Annotated in this window: 24 protein-coding genes; 15 read left to right on the top strand and 9 right to left on the bottom strand. The window is 68.3% G+C overall.

Translation table 11 applies throughout. The features are described from left to right. Positions 1-71: 71 nt before the first annotated feature. Together ACWGCN_RS02480 and serS are read right to left on the bottom strand one after the other, a co-directional pair. Positions 72-1,904, bottom strand: coding sequence for a putative bifunctional diguanylate cyclase/phosphodiesterase (locus tag ACWGCN_RS02480; protein WP_378637876.1), 1,833 nt, complete (start codon positions 1,902-1,904; stop codon positions 72-74). A 77-nt stretch (positions 1,905-1,981) separates the two neighbouring features. Then, positions 1,982-3,238, bottom strand: a complete 1,257-nt coding sequence (gene serS / locus ACWGCN_RS02475; protein WP_378989447.1) for a serine--tRNA ligase — start codon at positions 3,236-3,238, stop codon at positions 1,982-1,984. A 55-nt stretch (positions 3,239-3,293) separates the two neighbouring features. On the opposite strand from serS, the gene ACWGCN_RS02470 reads away from it, so the two are divergent. The 6 genes from ACWGCN_RS02470 to ACWGCN_RS02445 all read left to right on the top strand — a co-directional run bounded on the left by ACWGCN_RS02470 (position 3,294) and on the right by ACWGCN_RS02445 (position 8,857). Continuing rightward, positions 3,294-4,976 (top strand): aldehyde dehydrogenase family protein, encoded by a 1,683-nt coding sequence (locus ACWGCN_RS02470; RefSeq protein ID WP_378989446.1) that lies wholly within the window; start codon positions 3,294-3,296, stop codon positions 4,974-4,976. Positions 4,977-5,012: 36 nt separating this feature from the next. Then, positions 5,013-6,080 (top strand): septum formation family protein, encoded by a 1,068-nt coding sequence (locus ACWGCN_RS02465; protein ID WP_387445995.1) that lies wholly within the window; start codon positions 5,013-5,015, stop codon positions 6,078-6,080. Between the two features lie 14 nt (positions 6,081-6,094). After that, positions 6,095-6,433, top strand: coding sequence for a metallopeptidase family protein (locus ACWGCN_RS02460; protein ID WP_378661368.1), 339 nt, complete (start codon positions 6,095-6,097; stop codon positions 6,431-6,433). 109 nt (positions 6,434-6,542) lie between these two features. After that, on the top strand, positions 6,543-6,854 hold the full coding sequence (locus ACWGCN_RS02455) for a PE family protein (RefSeq protein ID WP_378637867.1): 312 nt from the start codon (positions 6,543-6,545) through the stop codon (positions 6,852-6,854). Positions 6,855-6,902: 48 nt separating this feature from the next. Next, positions 6,903-8,024 carry a PPE family protein gene (locus tag ACWGCN_RS02450; protein WP_387445996.1) on the top strand — a complete coding sequence of 374 codons (1,122 nt, stop codon included), beginning with the start codon at positions 6,903-6,905 and terminating at the stop codon, positions 8,022-8,024. Next, positions 8,021-8,857, top strand: coding sequence for an ESX secretion-associated protein EspG (locus ACWGCN_RS02445; RefSeq protein ID WP_379313865.1), 837 nt, complete (start codon positions 8,021-8,023; stop codon positions 8,855-8,857). The genes ACWGCN_RS02450 and ACWGCN_RS02445 overlap by 4 nt, the downstream gene beginning before the upstream one ends. Before the next feature lie 77 nt (positions 8,858-8,934). Here ACWGCN_RS02445 and ACWGCN_RS02440 read toward each other — a convergent pair whose 3' ends face one another. The 3 genes from ACWGCN_RS02440 to ACWGCN_RS02430 all read right to left on the bottom strand — a co-directional run bounded on the left by ACWGCN_RS02440 (position 8,935) and on the right by ACWGCN_RS02430 (position 11,314). Then, a complete protein-coding gene (locus ACWGCN_RS02440) occupies positions 8,935-9,603 on the bottom strand; it encodes a histidine phosphatase family protein (protein WP_379313866.1) in 669 nt (222 codons plus the stop codon). Then, positions 9,600-10,514 carry a prephenate dehydratase gene (gene pheA, locus ACWGCN_RS02435; RefSeq protein WP_387445997.1) on the bottom strand — a complete coding sequence of 305 codons (915 nt, stop codon included), beginning with the start codon at positions 10,512-10,514 and terminating at the stop codon, positions 9,600-9,602. The genes ACWGCN_RS02440 and pheA overlap by 4 nt, the downstream gene beginning before the upstream one ends. Before the next feature lie 380 nt (positions 10,515-10,894). Beyond that, entirely contained in the window at positions 10,895-11,314 is a 420-nt protein-coding gene (locus tag ACWGCN_RS02430; protein ID WP_449966845.1) for a hypothetical protein, read from the bottom strand. A gap of 101 nt (positions 11,315-11,415) precedes the next feature. Here ACWGCN_RS02430 and ACWGCN_RS02425 point away from each other — a divergent pair, with 101 nt between their 5' ends. From ACWGCN_RS02425 to ACWGCN_RS02405, 5 genes are all read left to right on the top strand, one after another. Next, the gene (locus ACWGCN_RS02425) at positions 11,416-12,177 is read left to right on the top strand and encodes a DUF2470 domain-containing protein (protein WP_266294944.1); all 762 of its coding nucleotides are present in this window, start codon (positions 11,416-11,418) and stop codon (positions 12,175-12,177) included. A gap of 359 nt (positions 12,178-12,536) precedes the next feature. Continuing rightward, positions 12,537-13,313 carry a CPBP family intramembrane glutamic endopeptidase gene (locus tag ACWGCN_RS02420; protein ID WP_378989438.1) on the top strand — a complete coding sequence of 259 codons (777 nt, stop codon included), beginning with the start codon at positions 12,537-12,539 and terminating at the stop codon, positions 13,311-13,313. Between the two features lie 167 nt (positions 13,314-13,480). Continuing rightward, positions 13,481-14,875 carry an LCP family protein gene (locus ACWGCN_RS02415; RefSeq protein WP_452460474.1) on the top strand — a complete coding sequence of 465 codons (1,395 nt, stop codon included), beginning with the start codon at positions 13,481-13,483 and terminating at the stop codon, positions 14,873-14,875. Between the two features lie 9 nt (positions 14,876-14,884). Next, the gene (locus ACWGCN_RS02410) at positions 14,885-15,421 is read left to right on the top strand and encodes a ferritin (RefSeq protein WP_387445999.1); all 537 of its coding nucleotides are present in this window, start codon (positions 14,885-14,887) and stop codon (positions 15,419-15,421) included. A gap of 142 nt (positions 15,422-15,563) precedes the next feature. Further along, the gene (locus ACWGCN_RS02405) at positions 15,564-16,112 is read left to right on the top strand and encodes a ferritin (RefSeq protein ID WP_378989436.1); all 549 of its coding nucleotides are present in this window, start codon (positions 15,564-15,566) and stop codon (positions 16,110-16,112) included. Positions 16,113-16,354: 242 nt separating this feature from the next. Here the strand turns inward: ACWGCN_RS02405 and ACWGCN_RS02400 are convergent, their stop codons facing one another. From ACWGCN_RS02400 to ACWGCN_RS02385, 4 genes are all read right to left on the bottom strand, one after another. Beyond that, complete coding sequence (locus tag ACWGCN_RS02400) at positions 16,355-17,275, bottom strand: DUF5926 family protein (protein WP_378637844.1); 921 nt, start codon at positions 17,273-17,275, stop codon at positions 16,355-16,357. Between the two features lie 63 nt (positions 17,276-17,338). Then, positions 17,339-18,106, bottom strand: coding sequence for a glycerophosphodiester phosphodiesterase (locus tag ACWGCN_RS02395; protein WP_378989435.1), 768 nt, complete (start codon positions 18,104-18,106; stop codon positions 17,339-17,341). Further along, a complete protein-coding gene (locus ACWGCN_RS02390) occupies positions 18,103-19,152 on the bottom strand; it encodes a DUF4328 domain-containing protein (protein ID WP_449966837.1) in 1,050 nt (349 codons plus the stop codon). The genes ACWGCN_RS02395 and ACWGCN_RS02390 overlap by 4 nt, the downstream gene beginning before the upstream one ends. A gap of 20 nt (positions 19,153-19,172) precedes the next feature. Beyond that, positions 19,173-19,532: a rhodanese-like domain-containing protein gene (locus ACWGCN_RS02385; RefSeq protein ID WP_378989433.1), complete on the bottom strand. Its 360-nt coding sequence runs from the start codon at positions 19,530-19,532 to the stop codon at positions 19,173-19,175. Positions 19,533-19,868: 336 nt separating this feature from the next. Between ACWGCN_RS02385 and ACWGCN_RS02380 the strand changes: the two genes are divergently transcribed. The 4 genes from ACWGCN_RS02380 (at position 19,869) to ACWGCN_RS02365 (ending at position 23,118) form a co-directional block, all read left to right on the top strand. Beyond that, complete coding sequence (locus ACWGCN_RS02380; RefSeq protein ID WP_378989432.1) at positions 19,869-20,480, top strand: hypothetical protein; 612 nt, start codon at positions 19,869-19,871, stop codon at positions 20,478-20,480. Between the two features lie 148 nt (positions 20,481-20,628). Then, complete coding sequence (locus ACWGCN_RS02375) at positions 20,629-21,252, top strand: superoxide dismutase (RefSeq protein ID WP_194825332.1); 624 nt, start codon at positions 20,629-20,631, stop codon at positions 21,250-21,252. Positions 21,253-21,523: 271 nt separating this feature from the next. Next, a complete protein-coding gene (locus tag ACWGCN_RS02370; RefSeq protein WP_378989431.1) occupies positions 21,524-22,051 on the top strand; it encodes a peptidase in 528 nt (175 codons plus the stop codon). A gap of 359 nt (positions 22,052-22,410) precedes the next feature. Continuing rightward, the gene (locus ACWGCN_RS02365; protein ID WP_452460412.1) at positions 22,411-23,118 is read left to right on the top strand and encodes a TMEM165/GDT1 family protein; all 708 of its coding nucleotides are present in this window, start codon (positions 22,411-22,413) and stop codon (positions 23,116-23,118) included. The last annotated feature ends 13 nt before the right edge of the window (positions 23,119-23,131 follow it).

Below are 23,131 nucleotides of genomic sequence, written 5' to 3'. Positions count from 1 at the left end.
AAGATCAACAGCCGTAGACGAGCATCCGCATGGGTTCTATCGTTCGCGCCACGACCGGCCGGGTCAAGCGATTATCCGAGCGGGATCCAGCCGTTGGCGGCAAGGGAATCGTCCTCGTCGGTGGCGCTCACCAGCGGACGGCCGTCGTTGAGATCGTTGATGAGCTCCGAGACCGGGTGCGAGTCGCTGTAGTGGTAGCCCTGGGCCAGGGCGAAGCCGAGTTCGGTGAGGACGGCGGCCTGGTATTCGGTTTCCACGCCCTCGGCGATGACCTGCAGGTCGAGCGATTTGCTCAGCGCGGCGATGACGCTGAGCAGCGGAGGGGCGGGGGAATCGGAGCGGATGGCGGCGACGAAGGACTGGTCGACCTTGAGGATGTCGCTGGGGATGGTGGCCAGGCGGCTCAGCGAGGAGTAACCGGTGCCGAAATCGTCGATGGCGATGCGCACGCCACGGTCGCGCAGGGTGTGCAGGTTGGTGATCGCGGTCTGGGATTCGGCGGCGAGTTCGCTCTCGGTCACCTCGAGGACGAGCTGGTCGGCGGGCCAGCCGGTATCGGACAGGATGGTCGCGACCCGCTCGGCGTATTCGGTCTCGGCCAGTTCGAGGCCGGAGACGTTCACGTTGAGGGTGAGGTTCAGCGACGCGAAGCTCTCCTGCAGGCGGGCGGCGTCGGCGCAGGCGCGGCGCAGGACCAGCTCGTCCAGGTCGGAGATGAGGTCGTATTCCTCGGCGACACGGATCAGGCCCTCGGTGGTGACCTCGGGCTGCGCGCTCGACGACCAGCGCAGCAGCGCCTCGACGCCGACCGCCTGGCCGCCGTCCTCGGTGAGGCTGACGATCGGCTGGTAGTGCACGTCGAGCGCACCGCGGTCGATTGCCTCGCGCAGTTCCACCGCCAGTGGGAGCTGACGCGACGATTCCAGCACCGTGCGGTTGCGGCCCGCCTGCTTGGCCCGGTACAGGCCCACGTCGGCACGGCTGACCAGCAGCGAACCGGACTCGCCCGGCTGCCAGGAGGTGACACCGGCCGAGCAGCCCATGGTCACCGCGGCCCGCAGTTGTTCGGTGAGCAGGATCGCGGCCTGCTCGGTGGTCCCGGGCAACAGCAGCGCGAACACGTCGCCGCCGAAGCGGGCCAGCACCTGGCCGGGCGCGAGCAGGTCGAGCCAGGTATCGGCGACCCGCTGCAGGACGGCGTCGCCCGCGCGGTGGCCGAGGTGATCGTTGATCTTCTGGAATCGGTCGAGGTCGACCAGCACCAGGGCCATGCCCTGACCACCGCGACCGGCCGCGTCGATCGCCGGGTTGAGCTGCTTCTCGAAACCGCGCCGGTTGAGCAGGCCGGTGAGCACGTCGATATCGGCTTCCGACGCCATCCTGGTGAGGATGCCGACCACCACGCCGGCGCCGAAGGTGACACCGGCCGGGATCAGCCCGGACCACCACGGCAACCCGCGCGCGGGCAACACCAGCAGGCACAGCACCATCGCGAAACCGATGTGCGCGGCGGCCTGGGTCCAGGCGAAGAACAGCGCCGCGTCGCAGGCGACGAAGACGAAGAACGAGGCCAGGGTGATGGCGCCGACCAGGTTGGGGAAGTCGTACACCGCGATCGCGACGAGCACCGCCGCGGTGGCGAGGTAGGCGTGGTGCAGGCCGTGCGGCATCCGCGGACCCCACGCGAGCAGCGTGAGACCGAGAACCACCGAGATCGCCGCCGCGGTGCCGACCACGGCGCGATTGCCGTCGTCGCCCGGCGCGACGGCAGTGATCATCAGGCCGAGGACACCACCGAGAACGTAGAACGCCCCCGTTGTCCTGGCCATGACCTTTGCCGTCGCCAACGCCGATGCCGCCCGCACCCGGGTTCGGGTATCGCCGCGCGCCCCGATTCCTCGCACGTGCACCAGCCTAGATGTTGATGGGTCAGGGTGTTTGCCACATCCGGCAAATGGGTCGCCAGCAAACACTGAGCATCTTACGGCTTCAGGATATCGGTACCGACGAACGGGACCAGCGCCTCGGGCACCCGCACCGAACCGTCGGCCTGCTGGTGGTTCTCCAGGATCGCCACAATCCAGCGTGTCGTGGCCAAAGTGCCGTTCAACGTGGCCGCGATCTGCGCTTTCCCGTTCTCGTCGCGGTAGCGGACCGAGAGCCTGCGCGCCTGGAAGGTGGTGCAGTTCGAGGTGGAGGTGAGTTCGCGGTAGGTCTGCTGAGTGGGCACCCAGGCCTCGCAGTCGAATTTGCGCGCCGCCGAGCTACCCAGGTCGCCACCCGCCACGTCGATCACCCGGTAGGGCACATCGATGGCGGCCAGCATCTCGCGCTCCCAGGCCAGCAGCCGCTGATGCTCGGCATCGGCCTGCTCAGGGGTGGTGTAGACGAACATCTCGACCTTGTCGAACTGGTGCACGCGGATGATGCCGCGGGTGTCCTTGCCGTAGCTACCGGCCTCGCGGCGGAAGCACGACGACCAGCCCGCATAGCGCTTCGGGCCCGCACTCAGATCGAGGATCTCGTCGGAGTGGTAGCCGGCCAGCGGCACCTCCGAGGTCCCCACGAGGTAGAGGTCGTCCTCTTCGAGGTGGTAGACCTCGGCCGAGTGCTGACCGAGGAACCCGGTTCCCGCCATGATCTCCGGTCGCACGAGCACCGGCGGGATCATCATGGTGAACCCGTTGGCCACGGCTTTCTGCGCGGCCAGCTGCAGCAGACCCATCTGCAGCAACGCGCCGTAGCCGGTCATGAAGTAGAACCGCGAGCCCGACACCTTGGCGCCACGTTCCATGTCGAACAGGTGCAGCGACTCGCCCAGCTCGAGGTGATCCTTGGGCTCGAAGTCGAAAACTGGTGGGGCGCCGACGGTTTCGAGCACGACATAGTCGTCCTCGCCGCCCGCGGGCGCGCCGTCCTGCACGACATTGGAGATGGCGCGCTGCGCGGCGTCGAGTTCGGCGTCGGCGGCGTTCTCGGCGAGCTCGGCCTCTTTGACCTTGGTGGACATGTCGGTGGCGGCGGCCAGCAGCGCGGGGCGCTCCTCTTTGCTCGCCTTGCCGATCACCTTGCCCATGGCCTTGTGTTCGGCGCGCAAGTTGTCGGCGGTGGCCACGGCGGCCCGGCGCGCGGCGTCGGCTTCGAGCAGGGCGTCGACGAGCGCGGGGTCCTCACCGCGGGTCCGCTGCGAGGCACGGACGGCTTCCGGGTTCTCGCGCAGGAATCGGAGGTCGATCATGAGAAAACAGCCTAGTTGAAGTGCCAATCGGGCAGCACAGGGGCATAGTTGCGGTGTGAGTACCTCTTTCGACACCGCCGTCATCGATACCGCGCTCGCCGATCTCACCCAAGGGGAAAAGACCTGGGCCGCGACCGACCTGCGTCGCCGCCGCGAACTGCTCGACGAACTGCACGCGCTCACCGCCCGCGACGCCGAGGCGTGGGTCGCGGCCGCCCGCACCATCAAGAAACTCGACGCCGACAGCCCGCTGCTCGGGGAGGAGTGGATGTCGGGCCCGATGACGATGCTCGCGGGCGCGCAGGCGCTGAGCGAGTCGATGGCGGCGCTCGAGAAGGGCGCGAGCCCGCTCGACGGTGTCGACCTCACCACCGCCCCCGGCGGCCGGGTGGCGGTGCCCGCGCTGCCGCACGGCGTCTACGACAAGCTGCTGCTGAGCGGATTCAGCGCCGACGTGTGGCTGAAGCCCGGCGTCGATGCCGCGACCGCGCGCCGCAAGGCCGGCCTGGCCCAGCGCGACCCCGCGAAGACCAACGGTGTGGGCGCGGTGCTCGGCGCGGGCAACATCATGTCGATCGCGCCGCTGGACACCCTCTACGAGCTCTACGCCAACAACCGGGTCGTCGCGCTCAAGCTCAACCCGATCACCGATCCGCTGCTGCCGGTGTTCCAGGCGATCTTCGCGCCGTTCATCGAGCTCGGCGTGGTACGCATCCTCACCGGCGGGGCCCCCGAGGGCGGCTACCTGGTGAACCATCCGCTGGTCGCGCACGTGCACATGACCGGCGGCGCGCCGACCCACGACGCGATCGTCTGGGGTCAGGGCGCGGACAAGACCGGCGAGCCCATTCTGGACAAGCCGATCACCAGCGAGCTCGGCGGTGTCGCGCCGTGCATCGTGGTGCCCGGTGAGTGGTCGGCCGCCGATCTGAAGTTCCAGGCCGAGCACGTGGCCACCCAGCGCCTGCACAACGGCGGCTACAACTGTGTCGCCGCGCAGACGGTGGTGCTCGCCGCGGACTGGCCGCTCAAGGAGCAGTTCCTCACCGAACTGCGCGCCGCGATCGACAACGCTCCCGCGCGCACCGCCTACTACCCGGGCAGCGACAACCGCGTGGCGGGCGCGCTGGCGAGCTACCCCGACGCCGCCCGCGCCAACGGCCGCCTCCTGGTCGAGAACCTGCCCGCCGGCGACACTCCGCTGCTGCGCACCGAGTACTTCTCGCCGGTGCTCGGCGTGGTCGAGCTCCCCGGCGCCGGGGCCGAATTCCTCGGCAACGCGGTCGACTTCGCCAATGAGGAGCTGATGGGCACGCTCGGCGCCAACATCATCGCCGACCCCGCGACCATCACCGAGCTCGGCGCGAAACTCGACACCGCGATCGAGGACCTGCGCTACGGCACCGTCGCCCTCAACGCTTGGACCGGTCTCGCGTTCCTGACGCCGCGCGCCAGCTGGGGCGCCTACCCCGGCCACACCATCGACGACATTCAGAGCGGCATCGGCGTCGTACACAACGCCTTCCTCCTCGACGATGTGGAACGCACCGTGGTCCGCGGTCCCTTCCGCCCCGCTCCGCGCTCGATTCTGCGCGGTGAATTCGCCCTGACCCCGAAGCCGCCGTGGTTCGTCTCGAACAAGACCGGCACCTCCACCGGACGCAAACTGACCGACTTCTACGGCGACGGCAAACTGCGCCGCATACCGGGCATCTTCGTGTCAGCTCTGCGGGGCTGACCCGGCAGTCCGCCGCGACAAATACACTCGTCGACGATGTCGAAGAAGCAGAGCAACCCAGCCGAGGGACCCGCCGCGCCCAGTCGCGGCGGCGCCCTGCACCTGTCCGCGACGAAACTGCGTTGGGGGCTGCTGATAGGCGCCCTCGGGGCGATCGTCGCGGCCATGGTCACCATGGCCGTGACAGGCTTCGACACCGACAAGGTGGAAGCGCACCAACCCGGCGCCGAACCGGTGGTGCGTGACAAAGAGTTCAGCAGCGCCGCGCAGGGCGACTGCCTGACCTGGTCCAAACCCGACCGCAGCGACCTCGTGAAGGTGGGCTGCGGCGACAAGCACCTGTTCGAGGTGGCGGGTGTCATCGACCTCAGCGCCTATCCGGGGCGTGAGTTCGCCGACGGCACCCGTCACCCCGATTCGCTGCGCATGACCGAGCTGCGCGACGAGCACTGCGTGACCGCTGTCCAGAAATACCTGGGCGGCCGGTTCGACCCGCGCGGCAAGTTCATGGTGAATGTGATGTCGCCGAGCCCGGCCGGTTGGCAGCACGGCGACCGGACTCTGCGCTGCGGTGTCCAGGTCGCGGCCACCGCCACGAGCCCGGCCACCACCGGCACTCTCGCCGAGAGTGATCAGTCCAAGACCCATGCCACCGGCACCTGCCTCGGCATCAATCAGAACCTGCCCACCGACCCGGTCGACTGCGCCCAGCCGCACTCGGTGGAGATCGTCGGCACCGTCGACCTGGCCACCGCCTTCACCGGCGGACCGCCGTCGGAAGCCGATCAGGACAAGTTCGTCGAGGCCGAGTGCAACCGGCTCTCGGGCGACTACCTCGGCAGCCCCGATGCCATCCGCAACAAGACACTCACCCTGTTCTTCGACTATCTGGAGCCCGCCAGCTGGCTCGCGGGCAGCCACAAATTGGACTGCTGGCTCGGAAAAGGCGCCGACCGTGAGGGTTTCGCGCCCATCGTCGGCTCGGCCCGCGGCGAGATCCTGATCGACGGACAGGCCCCGGTGCCCCCGCCCAACACCGGACGTTCCACCCCGGCGCCGCTGCCGGGCGCCGCGCCACTGCCGCCGCAGCCCCAGCCGAGGTGACGTTGTCCGAGCGGATGCCGGAGCGGCGTTTCGAGGAGCTGGTCAGTGATGCCCTCGACCAGATCCCGGCGGAGCTGTCCAGTGCCATAGACAATGTTGTGGTGCTGGTAGAGCCCCGAAACGACGAGGAACCGTCGCTGCTCGGGCTGTACCACGGCATCGCCCTCACCGAGCGCGACAGCTACTACGCCGGATCGTTGCCGGATACGATCACGATCTATCGTGAGGCTATTCTCGACATCTGCAACAGCGACGACGAGGTGGTCGAAGAAGTCGCGATCACCGTGATCCATGAAATAGCACACCATTTCGGGATTGACGACGACCGGTTGCATGAGCTGGGATGGGGTTAGCGAAACTGGGTGGGGAATCGATGGAACCGAATGAACCGCTCTCGCGTCCTAGTACTCGTAGGGGGAATTCTCGTGGTTCCCGATAGCCGCCACCAGAAGGAGTCGGGTCATGGTTGGACACGTTCTCGTTGCACCTGAAATCGTCCTCGCCGCATCCGCGGAGCTGGATCTGCTCGCCGAGCGCCTCGCCATCGCGGCCGGGCTCGCCGGGCCGACCACGCACGTGCTGCCTTCCGGCGCCGAAGAGGTGTCGCTGCTCGCGGCGACCCACTTCAACACCGCGGCGGGCAAGCACGACGGTTCGGTCGCCCAGGCGATCCTCGAGCTGCATCACGCGGCCGCGACCCTGCGCTCGCAGCTGACCACTCACATCGGGGAAGACGTGGCTCGCGCGGCGACGATCAACGCCGTCCAGGTGTAGTCGCACCGAGATCCTGTCGACGATCATTTACTCAGGGGAGAAACAAGCATGACCGCAGGGATCACCGGGGTGTTCTGGCTGCCTCGTATGGCCGAAGTGAACTCCACCACCCTCAACGCGGGCGCACACGCGATCCCGATCAGCGCCGCCGCCACCTCGTGGGGCACGCTGGCCGCCGCGTGGGGCGACGCCGCCTTCACCATCACGCGCGTGATCGCCGAAGTCGGTGTCGGCCTCCAGGGTGTCAACGGCATCGCCGTGCTCGCCCGTCTTGCGCCGTTCGCGGGCTGGGCCAGCCAGCAGGGCATCGCGTCCGCGGCGATCAGTGCCAAGTGCGCGGCCAACGCCACCGCCTACACCGTCGCCTCGATCGCGATGCCGAGCCTGCCCGAGATCGTCGCCACCAACAGCGCGGTGGCCGCTTCGGCCAACCCGCCCGGTGTCGTCTCCGGCGCCTTCGAGGTCGCCGAAGTCGCGCGCAATGCCATGGACATCCGCGCCGCGCTGGTGATGGAGACCTACGAGGCCGCTACCTCGGCCACCGTCGCCGTCCCCAGCGAGTTCACCATGCCGCCCGCCATCGCCAGCGGTGCGGGTTCCGCCTCGCAGGGCGACTTCGGCGGCGGCGATCCGCTGCAGACCGCGGTCGCCGCGGCGCAGGCCTTCGTCTCCAACCCCGGTGTGGTCAGCGCGGCCACCCAGGCGGCCAACACCGCGGGTGGCGTGCTCACCGGCGGCGTCAGCACGGTCGGCAACATCGGCGCTTCCGCGATCTCGGCGGCCACGGCCACCGTGCCCGCGGGCACCGCCGCCGCGCCTGTCATGGCGGGTGTCGGCGCCGCCGGTGCCGCGGTGGGCGGCATGGCCACCACCTCGGCCGGTCTCGGTGGCGTCAGCGCGGGGTCGCTGAAGCTGCCCGAGGGCTGGGGTGCGCCCGCCTCGAACGCGGCAGCGAGCGCGCCGGTCTCGGAATCGGTCGTCAACCGGGTCGAGAGCGCACCCGTGCGCAACGCCAACAGCGGCACCAACCCGCTGATGGGCAACCGGCAGAAGGGCGAGGAAGACGACGAGCACGATGGCGTCGACTACGTGCGCTCCGACGAATTCACCGACGGCCGCTACGCGGCCGAAGGTGTGATCGGCGCCGACCTCGCCGGAACGGCCAAGTGACGGTTCTCGGCACGGGCAGCGGAGGTTCGCTGCTCGGCGCCGTCGTGCTCTCGCTCGACGACATGCAGTTCCTCCTGGAGAAACTGGAATTCGACGAGATGCCCGTGGTGCTCGACGCCATGGGCCGCTATGACAACGTCACCGCGCACGACGCCGCCATGAACGTGGCACAGACCGCCCTGGCCGAACGCGAGCTGCTGTTCGGCCAGGCGGTGGCACCCGAGCTCGCCGAACGGCTGCGGGTGCTCTACCGGCCGCAGTGGATCATCGCGCTGCGGTGGGTGGTGGCAGGCCAGGTCAACCGATTCTGTCTGGCGCAGGGCGACGACCGCGCGGTCGTTGCCCTGCGCGGGCCGCAGTCCTACGTCATCGACGACGCCGGGCTCGATCTGCCCGGCGCGGTGCTGCAGGCGCTCGGACCGGTCGAAGCGCTCGAGCTGTACGGGATGAACGCCCCCACCGAACAATTGGCGCCGATCTTCGGCGACACCGGCGACGCGGCCGCCACCACGAAACGCCTGGCCGAGGTGGGCAATCCGGCCACCGACGCGCAGGCACTGGCCTCGGCGCTGGTGGAGATCCACTCCTACGCCGAGATCGTCGGCGTGGCCTACGGCGACGGCACCCGCGATGTCCAGGACAACCACATCGCCGTCTTCAACACGCGCGCAGGCAGATTCATCATCACCGCCAGCGTCGCCGACGACGGCGTGAAATGGTCGTCCATCGCCAGCGGCACCAACGCCCGCCTCCGCACCGCGGTAGCCGACCTCATCGAGTCCCTCCCGGTCCGCACCGAATTCCCTACCGCGGCAGCCGCTAACCCGGCGTAAGCCCACCCCGCCCCACCGCAACCGCCCACCAAACGCCCCCACAACTTAGCCGTAAACCGTAGGCGCAGCCGGAGCGTTTAACCCATGGGGTCGTCGGCGGAAGGGTCGGCTTTGATGGTGAACGGCGGGGTGAATCTGCCCCAGCGTAGGCATTCCCAGCCACCGTCCTCGGTGGGGAGCAGTTCGATGGTCTCGGTGTTGTCGAGGTGGTTGTTCGTTGTGAACGGCGGCGCCACCCCGGCCAGCGCCTTGCCGACCAGGCGCATCGCGGCGCCGTGGTTCACCACCACCACGTCGGCGTCGGCGTCGGCGGTCAGGAATTCCTCGCGCAGGCCGTCGAGAACGGGCAGGATGCGGGCCAGCACTTCGTGGCCGGATTCGCCGCCGGGGGCTCGCACGTCGAGTTCGCCGAGGTGCCAGCCGCGATAGATCTGCTGGAAGAGTTCGTGCGCTTCCCGGTCGGAGCGGCCGTGCAGATCGCCCACCTGCACCTCGTACAGGCCGTCGAGGACGTAAGCCGGTGTGCCGGTGGCTTCTTCGATGTGACTCGCGGTCTGCCGGGCGCGTAACGCGTCCGACGACACCAGTACCTGGGGCGCGCGCTCCAGGCCCGCGCCGAACGCTTTCGCTTGCGCCACACCACGTTCGGTCAGCGGCAGGCCGGGCACGGCGGTGTCGAGAATCTTGGCGACATTGCCCTCGGTCTCGCCGTGGCGCACCAGAATCAGTTTCGCGCGGGTAGTCATAGGTCCGCGACCCCCTTTCGCAATTGCGTCAACCATTCTGCGGCCGGTTCGTCCGACGGCGGAGGTGTGCCGACTGCCGCTGTCGCGGGCCATGATCCGAGGAAGCGGACCTGGGTCGTGCGGTGCAGGGCCTTCAGAGTCTCCGCTACCGCCGGGTCGTCGAGGTGTCCGACACAGTCGAGATAGAACCGGTAGGTGCCCATGCCGGTGCGGGTCGGGCGCGATTCGATGCGCGTGAGATCGACCCCACGCGTGGCGAATTCGGCGAACGCACGCATCAGCGAACCGGGCTCGTTGGGCAGTTCGAGGACGACGGAGGTCCGGTCGGCGCCGGTGGCCGCGGGGGCGATGCCCGGCTGGGTGACCAGCACGAAGCGGGTGATGGCCTGGTCGTGGTCGGCCACCCCCGCGGCCAGGGTCCGCAGGCCGAGTCGTTCGCCTGCCAGCGCGGTCGAGATCGCGGCGTCCGCGGTGCCCGCGGCCACGTCTTCGGCGGCTGCCGCGTTGGACGCCGAGGTGAACGGGCGCGCCTCCGGCATGTTCCGGGCCACCCACTCCCTGACCTGCGCGGCTGCCACGGGATAGGCGGCGAGTGTGCGCACATCGGCCAGCGAGGTGCCGGGGCGCGCCAGGATCGTGAAGGTGACCTCGAGCTCGGTTTCGGCCATGATCTGCAAGCGCGGTCCGATGGCGAGGGAATCCAGGGTCGCCGGGATCGAGCCCTCGACCGAACTCTCGATCGGCACCACCGCACCGTCGACCTCGCCGGTCCGGATCAGGTCGAGCGCCGCCCCTTGACTGGGCGCGGCAATCCGCTCGACCGGCCCGTCGAAGGCCCCCGAGTTCTCGAACTTCGCCAGAGCCATCTCGGTGAAGGTCCCGGACGGCCCGAAATACGCAATAGACGGCACACTGCAACTTTAGCGGCTGGCGTCGGCTGGGTTTCGGACTCGAAGATCGGGGATATCGTGCACAGCTACCGCGTGGCGGTCGGCCGGGTGGGGTCGGTAAGGGCGCATCGGGGTTTACCGGGTCCGGGTTAGTTGGGGGCTGTGTTTTTGGAGCGCTGGCGCGCTCGAGCGGGGCCCTGGAGGCCCCGATCTTCCCTCCCTCCGGGTACTCCTTCGTCGCACCCTCCGGTCAGTCCAGATCGGGGCGGGCCCCTTTGGGTAGAGACATCCACGGGCTACCCGGCCCGGGCGGTCGCGGGCAGGGCCAGCCGCAACGGGCTACCCGACCCGGGCGGTCGCGGGCAGGGCCAGTCGCATCGGGGTGCCCTGTGTGGGGTGGGTCAGTTCAGGACGCGCAAGGCCTCGGTGATGGCCTGTTCGTTGGGGGTTTCGATGGACAGGAGGACGGTGCGGGTTGCCTCGATGGCGGCGGGTTTCAGTGACTTGAGAAAGGGGAGGTCGGGGGTGGTGAGGGCGGTGGGGATGTCTTCGCCGCAGAGGGCGGCCACGGTGCCCGCGACGACGGCCAGGGCGCGGGGGCCGCTGGTGGTGCGGGCGACGAAGCCGTGGTCGGCGTGGGCGATGCCGGCCAGGAAGGCGGTGAGGTCGGGGTCGGGGATGTCGACGTCCACGGGGGCGGGGGAACTGCCGTCGGGGCGGACCAGGTCGGCCACGAGGCTGCGGCGGGCGGGGGCCGACAGGTTCAGCAGGACGGGTTCGGCGGGGGCGGAATGGTCGTCGCCGTGGTCGTCGTGCGTCATCCGTCCACCGTATCGGCTCGATTCATCGGGGTGTCCTCTTGCGCGTCGGACGTTTGTAACTTAGCTTAGGTTTACCTAATCAAACGTTCGCGGAGGTTGTCATGTCGAGCCCCACCACGATCCTCGCGCCGACCACCGCCGAGCGGGTGCGAAGTGCGTGCGCTCATGCCGAGACTGCGGTGCTCGCGCTCCCCGGTATCGACCCGGTCCCCACCACGCTGCATCACTTGCGCCGTTGCGGCGACGCGGTGATCGCGGTGCCCGGGTCCTCACTCGCGGCCGCGCTGGCCGCCACGGCCAACGAGACCTCTGCGGTCCTCGAACTCACCGATCACGCGCCGCTGCCGCTGCGCGAGCCGGTGCGGGCGCTGGTGTGGTTGCGCGGTTGGGTGCGCCAGGTACCGGAGCAGGCGCAGCGCGCGCTCGCCGTCGAAATCGCCAAGGAGTACCCGCATCCGGGTCTGCTCGATGTCGGGCACGGCGTCACGCTGCTGCGGATCGTGGTGAACTCGGCGGTACTGGCCGACACCGCAGGCGCCGAATCCGTCGACCACGCCGACCTGCGCGCCGCCACGGCCGACCCGTTCTGCGAGCTGGAAAGCGCCTGGCTGCAACACATGTCCGAGGATCACGCCGACGTGGTCGCCCAGCTGGCCCGCCACCTGCCGACTCGGCTGCGGGGCGGGCTGGTGCATCCGCTGGCCATCGACCGCTACGGGCTCACGCTCCGGGTCGAGAGCAACGACGGCGACCACGATGTCCGGCTGCCCTTCCCCACCCCGGCCGACGACATCGAATCGCTGAGCCGCGCAGTGCGGGTGCTGGCCGGCTGCCCTTTTCTGAACGGTCTGCGCCGCATTTGAGCTGGGTTATTGGAGCGCTGGCGCGCTCGAGCGGGGCCCTGGAGGCCCCGATCTTCCCTCCCTCCGGGTACTCCTTCGTCGCACCCTCCGGTCAGTCCAGATCGGGGCGGGCCCCTTTGGGTAGAGACACATCAGGATCACCCGGCCCAGGCTGTCTGAGGGTTCTGCTTTGGTAGAGACCATCAGGATCACCCGCCCAGGCTGTCTGGGGGCTCTGCTTTGGTAGAGACCATCAGGATCACCCGGCGCAGGCTGTCTGGGGGTTCTGCGTTGGGCTCTCGGTGGGGGGTGCGTCTCACTTCGGGTTGCCGGGCTCGGCGGGAACCTGCTGCGGCGCGTTCGCTGCTTACACTGCGCGCATGCGTGTCGATCCTCCCCAGGCCCCGCTGAGCGAGCGGGACAGGTTCGGGCTGCGAGTCGAGATCGCGATCGTTCTGCTCGTGACCTTCGGGTTGAGTGGGATCAGTGCCGGTCTGTCCCTGCTCGATTCGGCGTTGTCGCCGGGCGGGGTCGGCGGGCGCACGGTGGCATTGAACGCGTCGCGGTCGAACAACTCGTTCCTCGATCTGCTGTTCCAGCTCGTCGGGGTGACCCGGCTGTTGGCGTGGGCCGCGCTGGGACTGTATCTGTTGTGGCGCAGCGGGATCGGGCCGAAATTGATCGGGCTGGCGCGGATCCGGCGCGGCGATGTCGTGGCGGGCCTGGCGCTGGCCGCGGTGATCGGGGTGCCGGGACTCGCGCTGTATCTGATCGCGCACGCGATGGGGATGAGCGTCACCATCGTGCCGAGTTCGCTGTCGGAGCACTGGTGGCGGCTGCCGGTGCTGGTCCTGTCGGCCTGTGCGAATTCCGTGGCCGAGGAAGTACTGGTAGTGGGTTATCTGATCACCCGGCTGCGCAGGCTCGGGTGGTCGGAGAACTCGTCGCTGGCCGCCTCGGCGCTGCTGCGCGGCAGCTATCACCTGTACCAGGGGATCGGCGGCGGCCTCGGCAATATCGTGATGGGCCTGATCTTCGGCCGCTACTGGCAGCGCACCAACCGCCTGTGGCCGCTGATCCTGGCCCACGCGACGATCGACGCTGTCGCCTATCTCGGCTACAACGTGCTGCGCGGACGGGTCGGCTGGCTGCCGTGAGACGCACCGGCCACGTGCAGGTGCACTGATGCGGTCGGCGTGTCGCGGCGAGTTTCACCACATCACCGCGTTTCGCGCTAACAGTGGCCCGCCGACGGGGTATCCCAGTAGTAACCGAGCGCGCAGAACCGACTCGCGCTCTCCACGATCAGTAGAGTTTGACGGTGATGAACGGCGACGATCCCCGCGAGGACCCCCGTAGACGCCGGGTGCCGCCGGCGTCCGGCCGCCCCGCGGTGCCCCCACCAGGTCGTCCTGTGCCGCCGCCCGGCCGCGCGATGCCGCCGGATCCGCGCTACGGCCGCCCGCCCGGCAACGATCGCCGCCCGAATCCCGAGGACGGGCCGACGGTGCGCTACAACCCGGCCCCCCGGCGCGGCGCCTCGCACGTAGAACCCACCCAGGTGCTGCACCGCGGCAACTCCGGCGACCAGCCGCTGGCCTACTCGCAGATGCCGTACGAGCGCGAGAAGCCGCGTCAACCACCACCACCGCCGCGTCGTGAGCAGGTCAGACACGCGCCGACCCAGCGGCCGGTCCCCCATCACGACGCGCTGCCGCCCCGCCGCAACCCACCGCCGGTCGTTGGGGGCAGGCAGCCGCAGCCCCCGCGGCGCAGGCGCAAACGGCATCCGTTCCGGTGGTTCACACTGATTGTCGTGTTGCTGATCGCCGGCCTCATCGCCGCGGTCGTACACCTGGACAACTCGCTGACCCGCATCACCGCGCTGCCCTCCTACAGCGACCGCGTGAGCAATACGCCGGGCACCAACTGGCTGCTCGTCGGCTCCGACGGCCGCGGTGACCTCTCGACCGAGCAGGAACAGGAACTCGCGACCGGCGGCGACACCGGACCCGAACGCACCGACACGATCATGATGGTGCACATCCCGTCCTCCGGCGCGACCACGATGGTGAGCCTCCCGCGCGACTCCTACGTGAACATCCCCGGCCACGGCAAGGACAAGCTGAACGCGTCATTCGCACTCGGCGGCGCTCCGCTGCTGGTCCAGACTGTGGAGGAAGCCACGGGAGTGCGCATCGACCACTACGCGCAGATCGGTTTCGGTGGTTTCGCGAGCGTGGTGGACGCGATCGGCGGGATCGAGATGTGCCTGGACGAGCCGATCGTCGACCCGCTGGCCGGGCTCGACCTGGCCGCGGGTTGTCAGAAACTGTCCGGCCCGCAGGCCCTCGGATTCGTGCGCACCCGCGCGACCCCGACCGCCGATGTCGATCGGATGAACCGCCAGCGGATGTTCATGGCGGCGCTGTTGAAGAAGGCAACGGGCATGGGCACTCTCGCCAATCCGTTCGCCTTGTGGCCCATGGCAACCGGGGTCTCGGGGTCGCTCAAGGTCGACGACGGGGACCACATCTGGAACCTGGCGGCACTGGGCTGGGCGATGCGCGGCGACACCGTCACCACCAGCGTCCCGATCGGCGGATTCGACGACACCGACGTGGGCAACGTGTTGCTCTGGGACAAGTCGAAGGCCTCCGGGTTCTTCGAAGCGCTCGCCACCGATCAGCAGATTCCGGAGGAGCTGCTGACGCGGTAACGTCGAGGTATGCCCGAGTACCTGTCGTTCACCGAACTCCTGCGCGACCAGGTCAGTGCCGGTCTGACCGCGGCTCATCAGTATCTGGCCGCCGCCGTCTATTTCGACGCGCAGGATTTACCCGAGCTGGCCGGGCAAACCTACGCGCGTTCGACGGCCAACCACGGGCACGCGATGCGCATGGTGCAGTACCTCCTCGACCGCGACGTGCCGGTCAGCATCGGCGGGCTCGGTGAAGTGCGGTCGGAATTCGATTCCCCGCGCGCCGCGATCGCCTTTCTGCTCGACCGTGAACGGGTCACCACCGCGCAGATCAGCGCGCTCACAGCGGCCGCGCGTGACACCAATGATTTCCTCGGCGAACAATTCATGCAGTGGTTCCTGGGGGAGCAAGTCGACGATGTCGCCGGAATGACCACGCTGCTCACTGTGCTCGACCGACAGGACAACCTGTTCGACGTCGAGGAATTCATCCGCCGTGAACTGCGCGGCGCGGTGCGCGTCGACACCACGGCGCCCCGAATGGCAGGCGCGAGTAAGGCATAGCCGCGCCTGCGCGCCGGCCGTGCGCAGCCCAGGAATGGCTGCACATCGGCGCTTATTAGGAAATACTTGGTTAGGGAATACTGTCCTCAATAAGGCTGCACTTGGATGACAACCCCCTATGACCAGCATTAATGTTGCCGCCATGTCGATTCATCCGGAAACCCCGCGAAGCAAGTTCCACACTCTGCTCCAAGACCAGATCCGGCATGAGTTCAATGCCGAGCACCAGTACATCGCGATCGCTGTGTGGTTCGACAACAACGACCTGCCGCAGCTGGCGAAGCGTTTCTACGCACAGTCGGTGGAAGAACGCAATCACGCGATGATGATCGTGCAGTACTTCGTCGACCGCGACATCGCCGTGGAGATCTCGGGCATCGACGCGGCGAAGTCGAAGTTCGAGTCCGCGCGTGAGCCGATCGAACTGGCGCTGGCCCAGGAGAAGACGGTCACCGACCAGATCGTGCAGCTGGCGAGCACCGCCCGTGAAGAGGGCGATTACCTCGGCGAGCAGTTCATGCAGTGGTTCCTGAAGGAACAGGTCGAGGAAGTGGCGCACATGACCACGCTGCTCAATATCGCCGATCGCGCCGGGTCGAACCTGTTCGATCTGGAGGCGTTCATGTGGCGTGAGCTCAGCACCCCGAAGGACGCGTCCGGCGCACCGTCGGTGGCCGGCGGCAGCGTCTAGCTCGAACGCGACAAGGATTCGGCTCGCGGGCAGCGAGCCGAATCCTTCGCGAGCGCTTTACCAGCCGGAGCCGGAGCCGCCCGAGCCGGTGTTGGCCAGCACGGTGCCGATCAAGATCTGGGCGAGACCGGCGATAGATCCGAGAAATTCCACGATGCCTCTTACTTTCCTTGTCACCGATTGTCCGGTTCAGTCGTGAACCTAGCCGACCAAATCTGTGAAAGAGGCATGTTTCATTAAGTTCAGCGCAGGGTGACCTGACGCGACCGCAAACCATCGCGCGAACGACGCTCTTCGCTGGTCATCGGCGCGTCGGAGGCGAGCGCCTCGGCCAGGCGAGCACCGAATTCACGTGCCGGGGCCTCCCATTCAGCCGGGTGCCGCTCGGGATCGAGATCGAACACCGGCACCAGCAGACCGTGTGTGCGGAACGAACCGGCGAAGCGCGAACCCTCACCCAGGTGCAGACCACCGGTGGCGTGCACGCGAGCCAGCGCCAGCATCAGCGCGTCCTCGTCTTCGGGACGCACCCAGCGCACATGCGCCTTCTCGCCCGCGTCGACCCACCAGGCCGCTCCGACGGAATCCGGGCCGAGATCCAGCCGCGCCGACGGCATGATGGCCTGCTTGGCCTGCTCGATCGTCGCCGCCACCTGCGGATCCGGGGTGACGCCCTCGGGCACCCACCAGTCGAAGTCCTGGTGCACGGTGAGCTCGAGATCGGCGCCGGGATCGATGACATCGGCCAGGCGCGGACCACCGTCGGCAGCCTCGGCGGAGTTCAGCGACTCACCGGGCTCGGCCGACTGGGTCCACAGGATCGCCGCCGCGATGTCGGCCGACGGGTCCTCGCCACGGAACTGCATCTGCGTGCCGACGAAGCCGACCGGCTCGTCGCCTGCCCGCACGAGCGCGGCCACCGCGCCGGGCAGCACCGTCGCCAGGGTGACCTCACGCTGCGCGGCCACTCCCGGCGCGAGCTTCAAGGTCGCGGTCGCCGACGGCACGAACTCCCGCAGCGCCACCAGATCACATTCGGCGGCAAGACCCTCGAACGGCCGTGTCACGGCCGCGGATGCCTGCTCCTGCGCCGCACGCCGCTGCGCGAGACGCTGAGCCCGATTACTGTCGGGCTTCGGACTGTTCCGCTTGCTTTTACCCACGCGTGGAGTTTATGGCCGGGCGGCAAGTTCGCTTACCGCGCCCCCTGCCCAGGGCGCGTCCGATCAGACTCCGGCGAGTAGCGCCTTGGTACGACCGGGGTGATTGGTCGCGACCCAGCTGACGCCCAGGTCGGCGCACAACGTCACGTCCTCGGGATCGTCGACGGTCCAGCAGTAGGTGGCCCGCCCCGCCGCGGCGGCCTTGTCGACGAGTTCGGGATGCTCACGCAGCGTTTTCACCGACGGCCCCACCGCGGTAGCGCCGACCGTGGTGGCCGCGCCGCCGCCGAGAAACCGCGACGATTCGCCGAGCAGCACCGTCGGCAGCAGCGGGGCGGCGCGGCGGATCCGCCAGACCGCGGTCGCCGCGAACGACATCACCACCGCGCGGGAATGATCGGCCGAGGCGGGGGTGGCGATGCCGAAGCGCTGCAGTTCGGCGAGCACCTTGTTCTCCACCAGGGCGCCGTAGCGCACCGGGTGTTTGGTCTCGATGAACAGTTTCGTCGGGCGGGTACGCCAGTCGAGGACGAGTCCGATCAGATCGCTGAGCGCGAGCACACCCTGCGGCGCGTCGTCGGTGCCGAAGTTCATGTCGCGCAGCTCGTCCAGCGTCAGTTCGCTGACCAGGCCGGTGGCGTCGGCGGTGCGGTCGACGGTGCGGTCGTGCACGCAGACCAGGTGGCCGTCGCGGGTGAGCCGGACGTCGCATTCCACACCGTCGGCCCCCTCCTGCAGGGCTAGCTCGTACGCGGCGAGAGTGTGCTCGGGTCGTGCCGCCGACGCGCCACGATGCGCCACCACGAAGGGTGGGCGATTGTTCTGGCTCACTTGGCCACGACCTCCTCCTGCGTATTCTCGCCTGCCCGGACAACATCCGCGCGTTCGGCCTCATCGTGCCCGGCGTCGTCGCGCGCCGCGACAGCGCCCGGCTCGACGGGCGCGATGACGACCTGCGCGGGGTCGGCCGCCATCACCCAGCGATGCGCGGACCTGATGTCGCCGCGCAGGTCGCGACCTTCCAGCGTGCGCACCATCCACAGCGTGAGCATCGCGAACCCGGCAGCACACAGGTTGGTGAAACCGGTGAACGAGACCCCGTCGGCCTCGGCCTGCAGGGTCGACGCATCGCGCCACAGCGTCGCCGCGATCAACAGCAGCCCGCTGAACACCCAAGCGGCCCACCAGATCCGCACGGCCCGCCACGAACGCGGATCGGGGTCGGCACCGAGGAGTTCGGTGAGGAACACGCCCGGCCAGATCAGATTGACGCCCGGCACAAGGCATCCCGCGATCAGCGACCAGCGCTTGCGTGGGTCGCGCTTGCCGTAGGCGGTGAACACGATCGTGCGCGCCTCGATCAGCCAAGCGACCAGCGCCACCGCGGTCACCAGCGCGTAGATCGGCGCGATGACGCCGAACACCAGCACCGTCGCGTCGGAGATCGACAGCAGCCAGCCGGGGATGAGCCGGGCGCGGTTCTGCAACAGGATCAGGTAGCGGCCGTACTCGGCCAGCCCGGCGAGCAGGAAGACGATCGTGGTGCCGAGCAGCAGCCGGTCGCGGTGGGCCGCGATGCCGCGCAGCGGACGTTCGGGCGTGGGGGTCGCGGACGGCGGCGGGTCGAGCAGCCCCCAGCGCGGGGTCTGGGCGTAGCGCGGAGTCGGCCCGAGCGGGGCGGTGGTGGTGGCGCCCGCCTTACGGGTGCGGTGGTCGGGTCGGCGCGCGACCCAGCGGTAGTTGCGCTGGGTGGCGGGCGCGTCGACCTTGCCGGGCGAGAGCAGTACTCCTCGGCAGCGCGGGCACCAGTGCATCGGCGCGCCCTGCACGGCCCACCGCGCACCACAGCGTGCACATGGTTGCACCACCGAACTCACCCGCGCACCCCGCTTCCGGACTAGTAGATCTTGGCTTCGTGGTCGCCGTCGGCGACCACCGGGCGGCCGGTCTGCTGCCAGGCCACCATGCCCCCCGCGACGTTGACCGCTTCGTACCCGATGTGGGCGAGATACCGGACGACCTCGATGGACCGGCCGCCCTGTCGGCACACGACGTAGAGCTCGGCGTCGATATCGAGCTCGTCGAGGCGGGCGGGCACGTCGACCATCGGGATGTGGATCGCGCCCGGCGCGTGCCCGAGGTTCCATTCGTCGGGTTCGCGCACGTCGAGCAGCTGCGCACCCGGCGCGGGGTCCGCGTCGTCGAACGCGGCGGGTACCGCACCCACCGGCACGGTGGGGACATCGGAGCTCGTCACGCCTCGATCCTGCCATGCCGCGCGCGTTGCCGGGCGAGCCTGTGCGACGACGAGGTGCTGCGCGGGCCTCAGCTACCGGTCAGCACACAGCCAACGGGAACCGGCTGCCGACAACGCCGACAGCCGGGTGGAACCAGCCGGGAACGACCGATCCGGGACTCCCCTCCATGTCATCCCGGAGCGGTCGTTCGCCGCTGACGTCGGGATTCGTGGAGTGTGTTCTGTCCCGACATCTACTTGGACGCAAGCGGGACCGATTCGGTTCCATAAAAACGAGAACACTAGAGAAAATCTTAAATCCTGGGATCTGGGCGGCCAGATCGGTAGCCTGGGCGCATGAACGTGAGCAGGGGGCTACTCGACAGTTTCGACATCAACGGCTTGAATACCGCTTTGTCCGAATCCACGTGTCTAGGGGTAGAAGTGGATGCCGCGGCGGGCCGGCTGCAACTCGCTCTGGAGGTGCTGACGCTACCCACGGATGGACCCGCGCCGATCGACACGAAAGTTCTGCTCACCTTCACCGGAGTCACCCGCGTCGCGGCCTCCCTGCGCATCCAGCGCTGGGACGATGTCGACGCCCGTGTGCTTCCCCTGAGCCTCGACCAGCTCGACGAGGCCATCGAGAGCTTCGGCGGCGGCGGGTTGCACGGCTGGGAGTTCATCGACCTCGACGACAGCGGCTGGACGCTGTGGAGCGAGTTGCTCAGCTTCGACACGGTGCTCGATCAGCGCATCGCCGCGCACGTCATCGAGTTCTCCCAGGAAGAAGGCATCGACCCGCGCGAACTCGACGTCCGCGTGTGGTTCGACAAGATCGTCGTCACGAACACCGCCGGCCTGGAGATTCCGATGAACGAGTTCATCGAGGGTGGTCGTCGGTGGTGGGACGCGCATGCCACCGGGGACGCCCGGACCACCAAAGCCGACATCGCACCGCCGCTGTAGTATTCGCGGCCCGCGAAGTTTCCATCTCGGTGATCGCAAGGGAATGCGGAACCGCGTGTGCGGGGTTGCAGCGAGCGGGTGTACGAATGATGGTTGGTGTTGTCGTCCGAACTGGGCGCACACAGCCCGACACACGGAAAGGGACATCGTGGCCGTCTACACGCTGCCGGAACTGGATTACGACTTCGGCGCACTGGAGCCTCACATCTCCGGTGAGATCAACGAGATCCACTACACCAAGCACCACGCCGCCTACGTCGCAGGCGCGAACAAGGCACTCGAGCAGCTCGAGGAAGCCCGTGAGTCCGGCGACCTGGCTGCCATCCTGCTGCTGGAGAAGAACCTGGCCTTCCACCTCGGTGGCCACTACAACCACTCCGTCTGGTGGAAGAACCTCTCCCCCAACGGCGGCGACCAGCCGGACGGCGACCTGGCCGCGGCCATCGCCGACCAGTTCGGTTCGTTCGACAAGTTCCGCGCGCAGTTCACCGCTGCCGCCAACGGGCTGCAGGGCTCCGGCTGGGCCGTCCTGGGTTACGACACCCTGGGCCAGAAGCTGCTGACCTTCCAGCTGTACGACCAGCAGGCCAACGTGCCCACCGGCATCATCCCGCTGCTGCAGGTGGACATGTGGGAGCACGCGTTCTACCTGCAGTACAAGAACGTCAAGGCCGATTACGTGACCGCGTTCTGGAACGTCGTCAACTGGGCCGACGTGCAGGACCGCTTCGCCCGGGCCGTCGGCCAGGGCAAGGGCCTCATCTTCGGCTGATCCGCCTCTCCGCGTATTTTGCCGGTCGTAGGTAGCTCCACGGGTTCTTGACCGGACTCGCGGTCGTGTGCCCCAGGCTTCTGGGCGTGCCCGACGAGTTACCCATGTTCTTGCGAAATCAGGCGTTGCGCGAAAGACCTCCCGGTCATCGACTGGGAGGTCTTTTGCGTGGATTGCCCGTTCTGGCACTCACTGGTACTTGTGTGCCAGACGGGTTTGGGGTTATTCCTGTCATACGGGCACAGTCGCCCCCGTTAGTCGGGAGGCCATCATGAATACACAGGGTCCGATCGGGATCACGCCGTTTCAGGCGCGGGGACGATTGAGCGGGTTCGTGGTGTCGGGGCGGTGGCCGGATACCACCAAGGAATGGGCACAGGTACTGGTGCTGGCCGTGCGGGTGGCGTCGATGCCGGGGTTGCTGGTGACCAGCACAGTGTTCGGGGTGCGCGAGGAGCTACCCGACGACCCGGAACCGGGCACGGTGGGCCTGGTGATGGCCGAGGGGCCGGTACTCGGCGACGAAGCGATCGAACCCGGCCGGTTCGCCGCGCACACCCCGCCGGCGCTGCTGATGCTGCACCCACCGTCGGAGACCCGTCCGTCGCTGCCCGAATGCGCGGGCGCGGCCTCGGGCTGCGTGCTGCTGCCCGGCGTGCCACACCTCGGTTTGGAGCATCGCGCGGCATGGGCCGAGGCCGAACTCGACGGCACGATCACCTCGCTGGTGAGCCGGGTCGGGATGGATCTGATCAGCGATCCCGATACCGCCGTGCTCGCAATGCTGCTGGCGGCCTGACTCTTTCGCCCGCGACGGGCGGGCGAATGTTCGGCAACGGGTCTGCGTGCCACTGAAATCAGGGAAACCGAACTATCACCGCCGCACACCCAAACTTATTGTGCCCATTGAGATTTGGATTACCAGGACTTGGCATACCGGGAGCAACCAGACTAGAGTGGTGAACAGCGAAGGGGAGTAGCCCGCAATCGCCCAGTCGACATACTGATCGCCGCCGAATTCGGCGCGGTCCGGCTGCGTGAACCGGTGACCACCGGTGGGCGAGACCTTCGGCCACGAACCGATCCGTCGACCGGTGTGGCTGAAGGCGCACCCGTCTTTCAGCCACAGGCCGGAGTATTTTCCTGGGAGCTGACTTCATGATCGCCACGATCCTGCTGAGCTTCGGCGTGCTCTTCCTCGCCGAACTCGGCGACAAATCCCAACTCATGGCGCTGACCTTCTCGCTGCGTTACCGCTGGTGGGTGGTGCTGGCAGGCATCAGCGTCGCCAGCGTCGCCGTGAACCTCATCGCCGCGGGCGTCGGCCACTTCCTCGGCACCGCCCTGCCCGCGAACGCGATCGCCGTCATCACCGCGCTCACCCTGCTGGTAGTCGGCCTCTGGACCCTGCACGACGCGCTGAGCAGCGACAGCGACTCCGACGAGGCCCCGGAGCCGCCGAGCGCCCGCAACGCCTTCCTGGTGGTCATCTCCGCCTTCACCCTCGCCGAACTCGGCGACCGCACCATGTTCGCCGCCGCCGCCCTCGCCTCCAACAACAACTGGCTGGCCGTCTGGATCGGCTCGGTCGCCGGCATGGTCGCCGCGGGCGGACTGGCCATCCTGGTCGGCAAGTTCGCGGGCAAGCACCTGCCCGAGCGCGGCATCGCCATCGCCTCGGGCCTGCTGTTCCTGTTCTTCGCGGGCAAAACCGTGCTCGACGCGTTCGCGCCCCAGCTGGGCGGTTGGGGTTCGGCCGTGCTCGCCCTGATCGCACCCGCGATGCTCGGCCTCGGTGTCGCCGTCTGGCGCACGCGTGCGAAGCCCGCCGTGCACGGCGATGAGCTGGCCGAGACCGCACGCTGAGTTCACGCCGGTT

This window comes from Nocardia sp. NPDC055050 (assembly GCF_053608345.1).
This window is presented reverse-complemented; position numbering and strand designations above follow the sequence as displayed.

Bases quoted from the DNA above. Each gene is read 5' to 3' on its own strand.
- serS (WP_378989447.1), bottom strand. From the start codon at position 3,238: ATGATCGACCTCCGATTCCTGCGCGAGAACCCGGAAGCCGTCCGTGCC.
- ACWGCN_RS02465 (WP_387445995.1), top strand. From the start codon at position 5,013: ATGTCGAAGAAGCAGAGCAACCCAGCCGAGGGACCCGCCGCGCCCAGT.
- ACWGCN_RS02460 (WP_378661368.1), top strand. From the start codon at position 6,095: ATGCCGGAGCGGCGTTTCGAGGAGCTGGTCAGTGATGCCCTCGACCAG.
- ACWGCN_RS02455 (WP_378637867.1), top strand. From the start codon at position 6,543: ATGGTTGGACACGTTCTCGTTGCACCTGAAATCGTCCTCGCCGCATCC.
- ACWGCN_RS02450 (WP_387445996.1), top strand. From the start codon at position 6,903: ATGACCGCAGGGATCACCGGGGTGTTCTGGCTGCCTCGTATGGCCGAA.
- ACWGCN_RS02440 (WP_379313866.1), bottom strand. From the start codon at position 9,603: ATGACTACCCGCGCGAAACTGATTCTGGTGCGCCACGGCGAGACCGAG.
- ACWGCN_RS02430 (WP_449966845.1), bottom strand. From the start codon at position 11,314: ATGACGCACGACGACCACGGCGACGACCATTCCGCCCCCGCCGAACCC.
- ACWGCN_RS02425 (WP_266294944.1), top strand. From the start codon at position 11,416: ATGTCGAGCCCCACCACGATCCTCGCGCCGACCACCGCCGAGCGGGTG.
- ACWGCN_RS02420 (WP_378989438.1), top strand. From the start codon at position 12,537: ATGCGTGTCGATCCTCCCCAGGCCCCGCTGAGCGAGCGGGACAGGTTC.
- ACWGCN_RS02415 (WP_452460474.1), top strand. From the start codon at position 13,481: ATGAACGGCGACGATCCCCGCGAGGACCCCCGTAGACGCCGGGTGCCG.
- ACWGCN_RS02410 (WP_387445999.1), top strand. From the start codon at position 14,885: ATGCCCGAGTACCTGTCGTTCACCGAACTCCTGCGCGACCAGGTCAGT.
- ACWGCN_RS02405 (WP_378989436.1), top strand. From the start codon at position 15,564: ATGTCGATTCATCCGGAAACCCCGCGAAGCAAGTTCCACACTCTGCTC.
- ACWGCN_RS02380 (WP_378989432.1), top strand. From the start codon at position 19,869: ATGAACGTGAGCAGGGGGCTACTCGACAGTTTCGACATCAACGGCTTG.
- ACWGCN_RS02370 (WP_378989431.1), top strand. From the start codon at position 21,524: ATGAATACACAGGGTCCGATCGGGATCACGCCGTTTCAGGCGCGGGGA.
- ACWGCN_RS02365 (WP_452460412.1), top strand. From the start codon at position 22,411: ATGATCGCCACGATCCTGCTGAGCTTCGGCGTGCTCTTCCTCGCCGAA.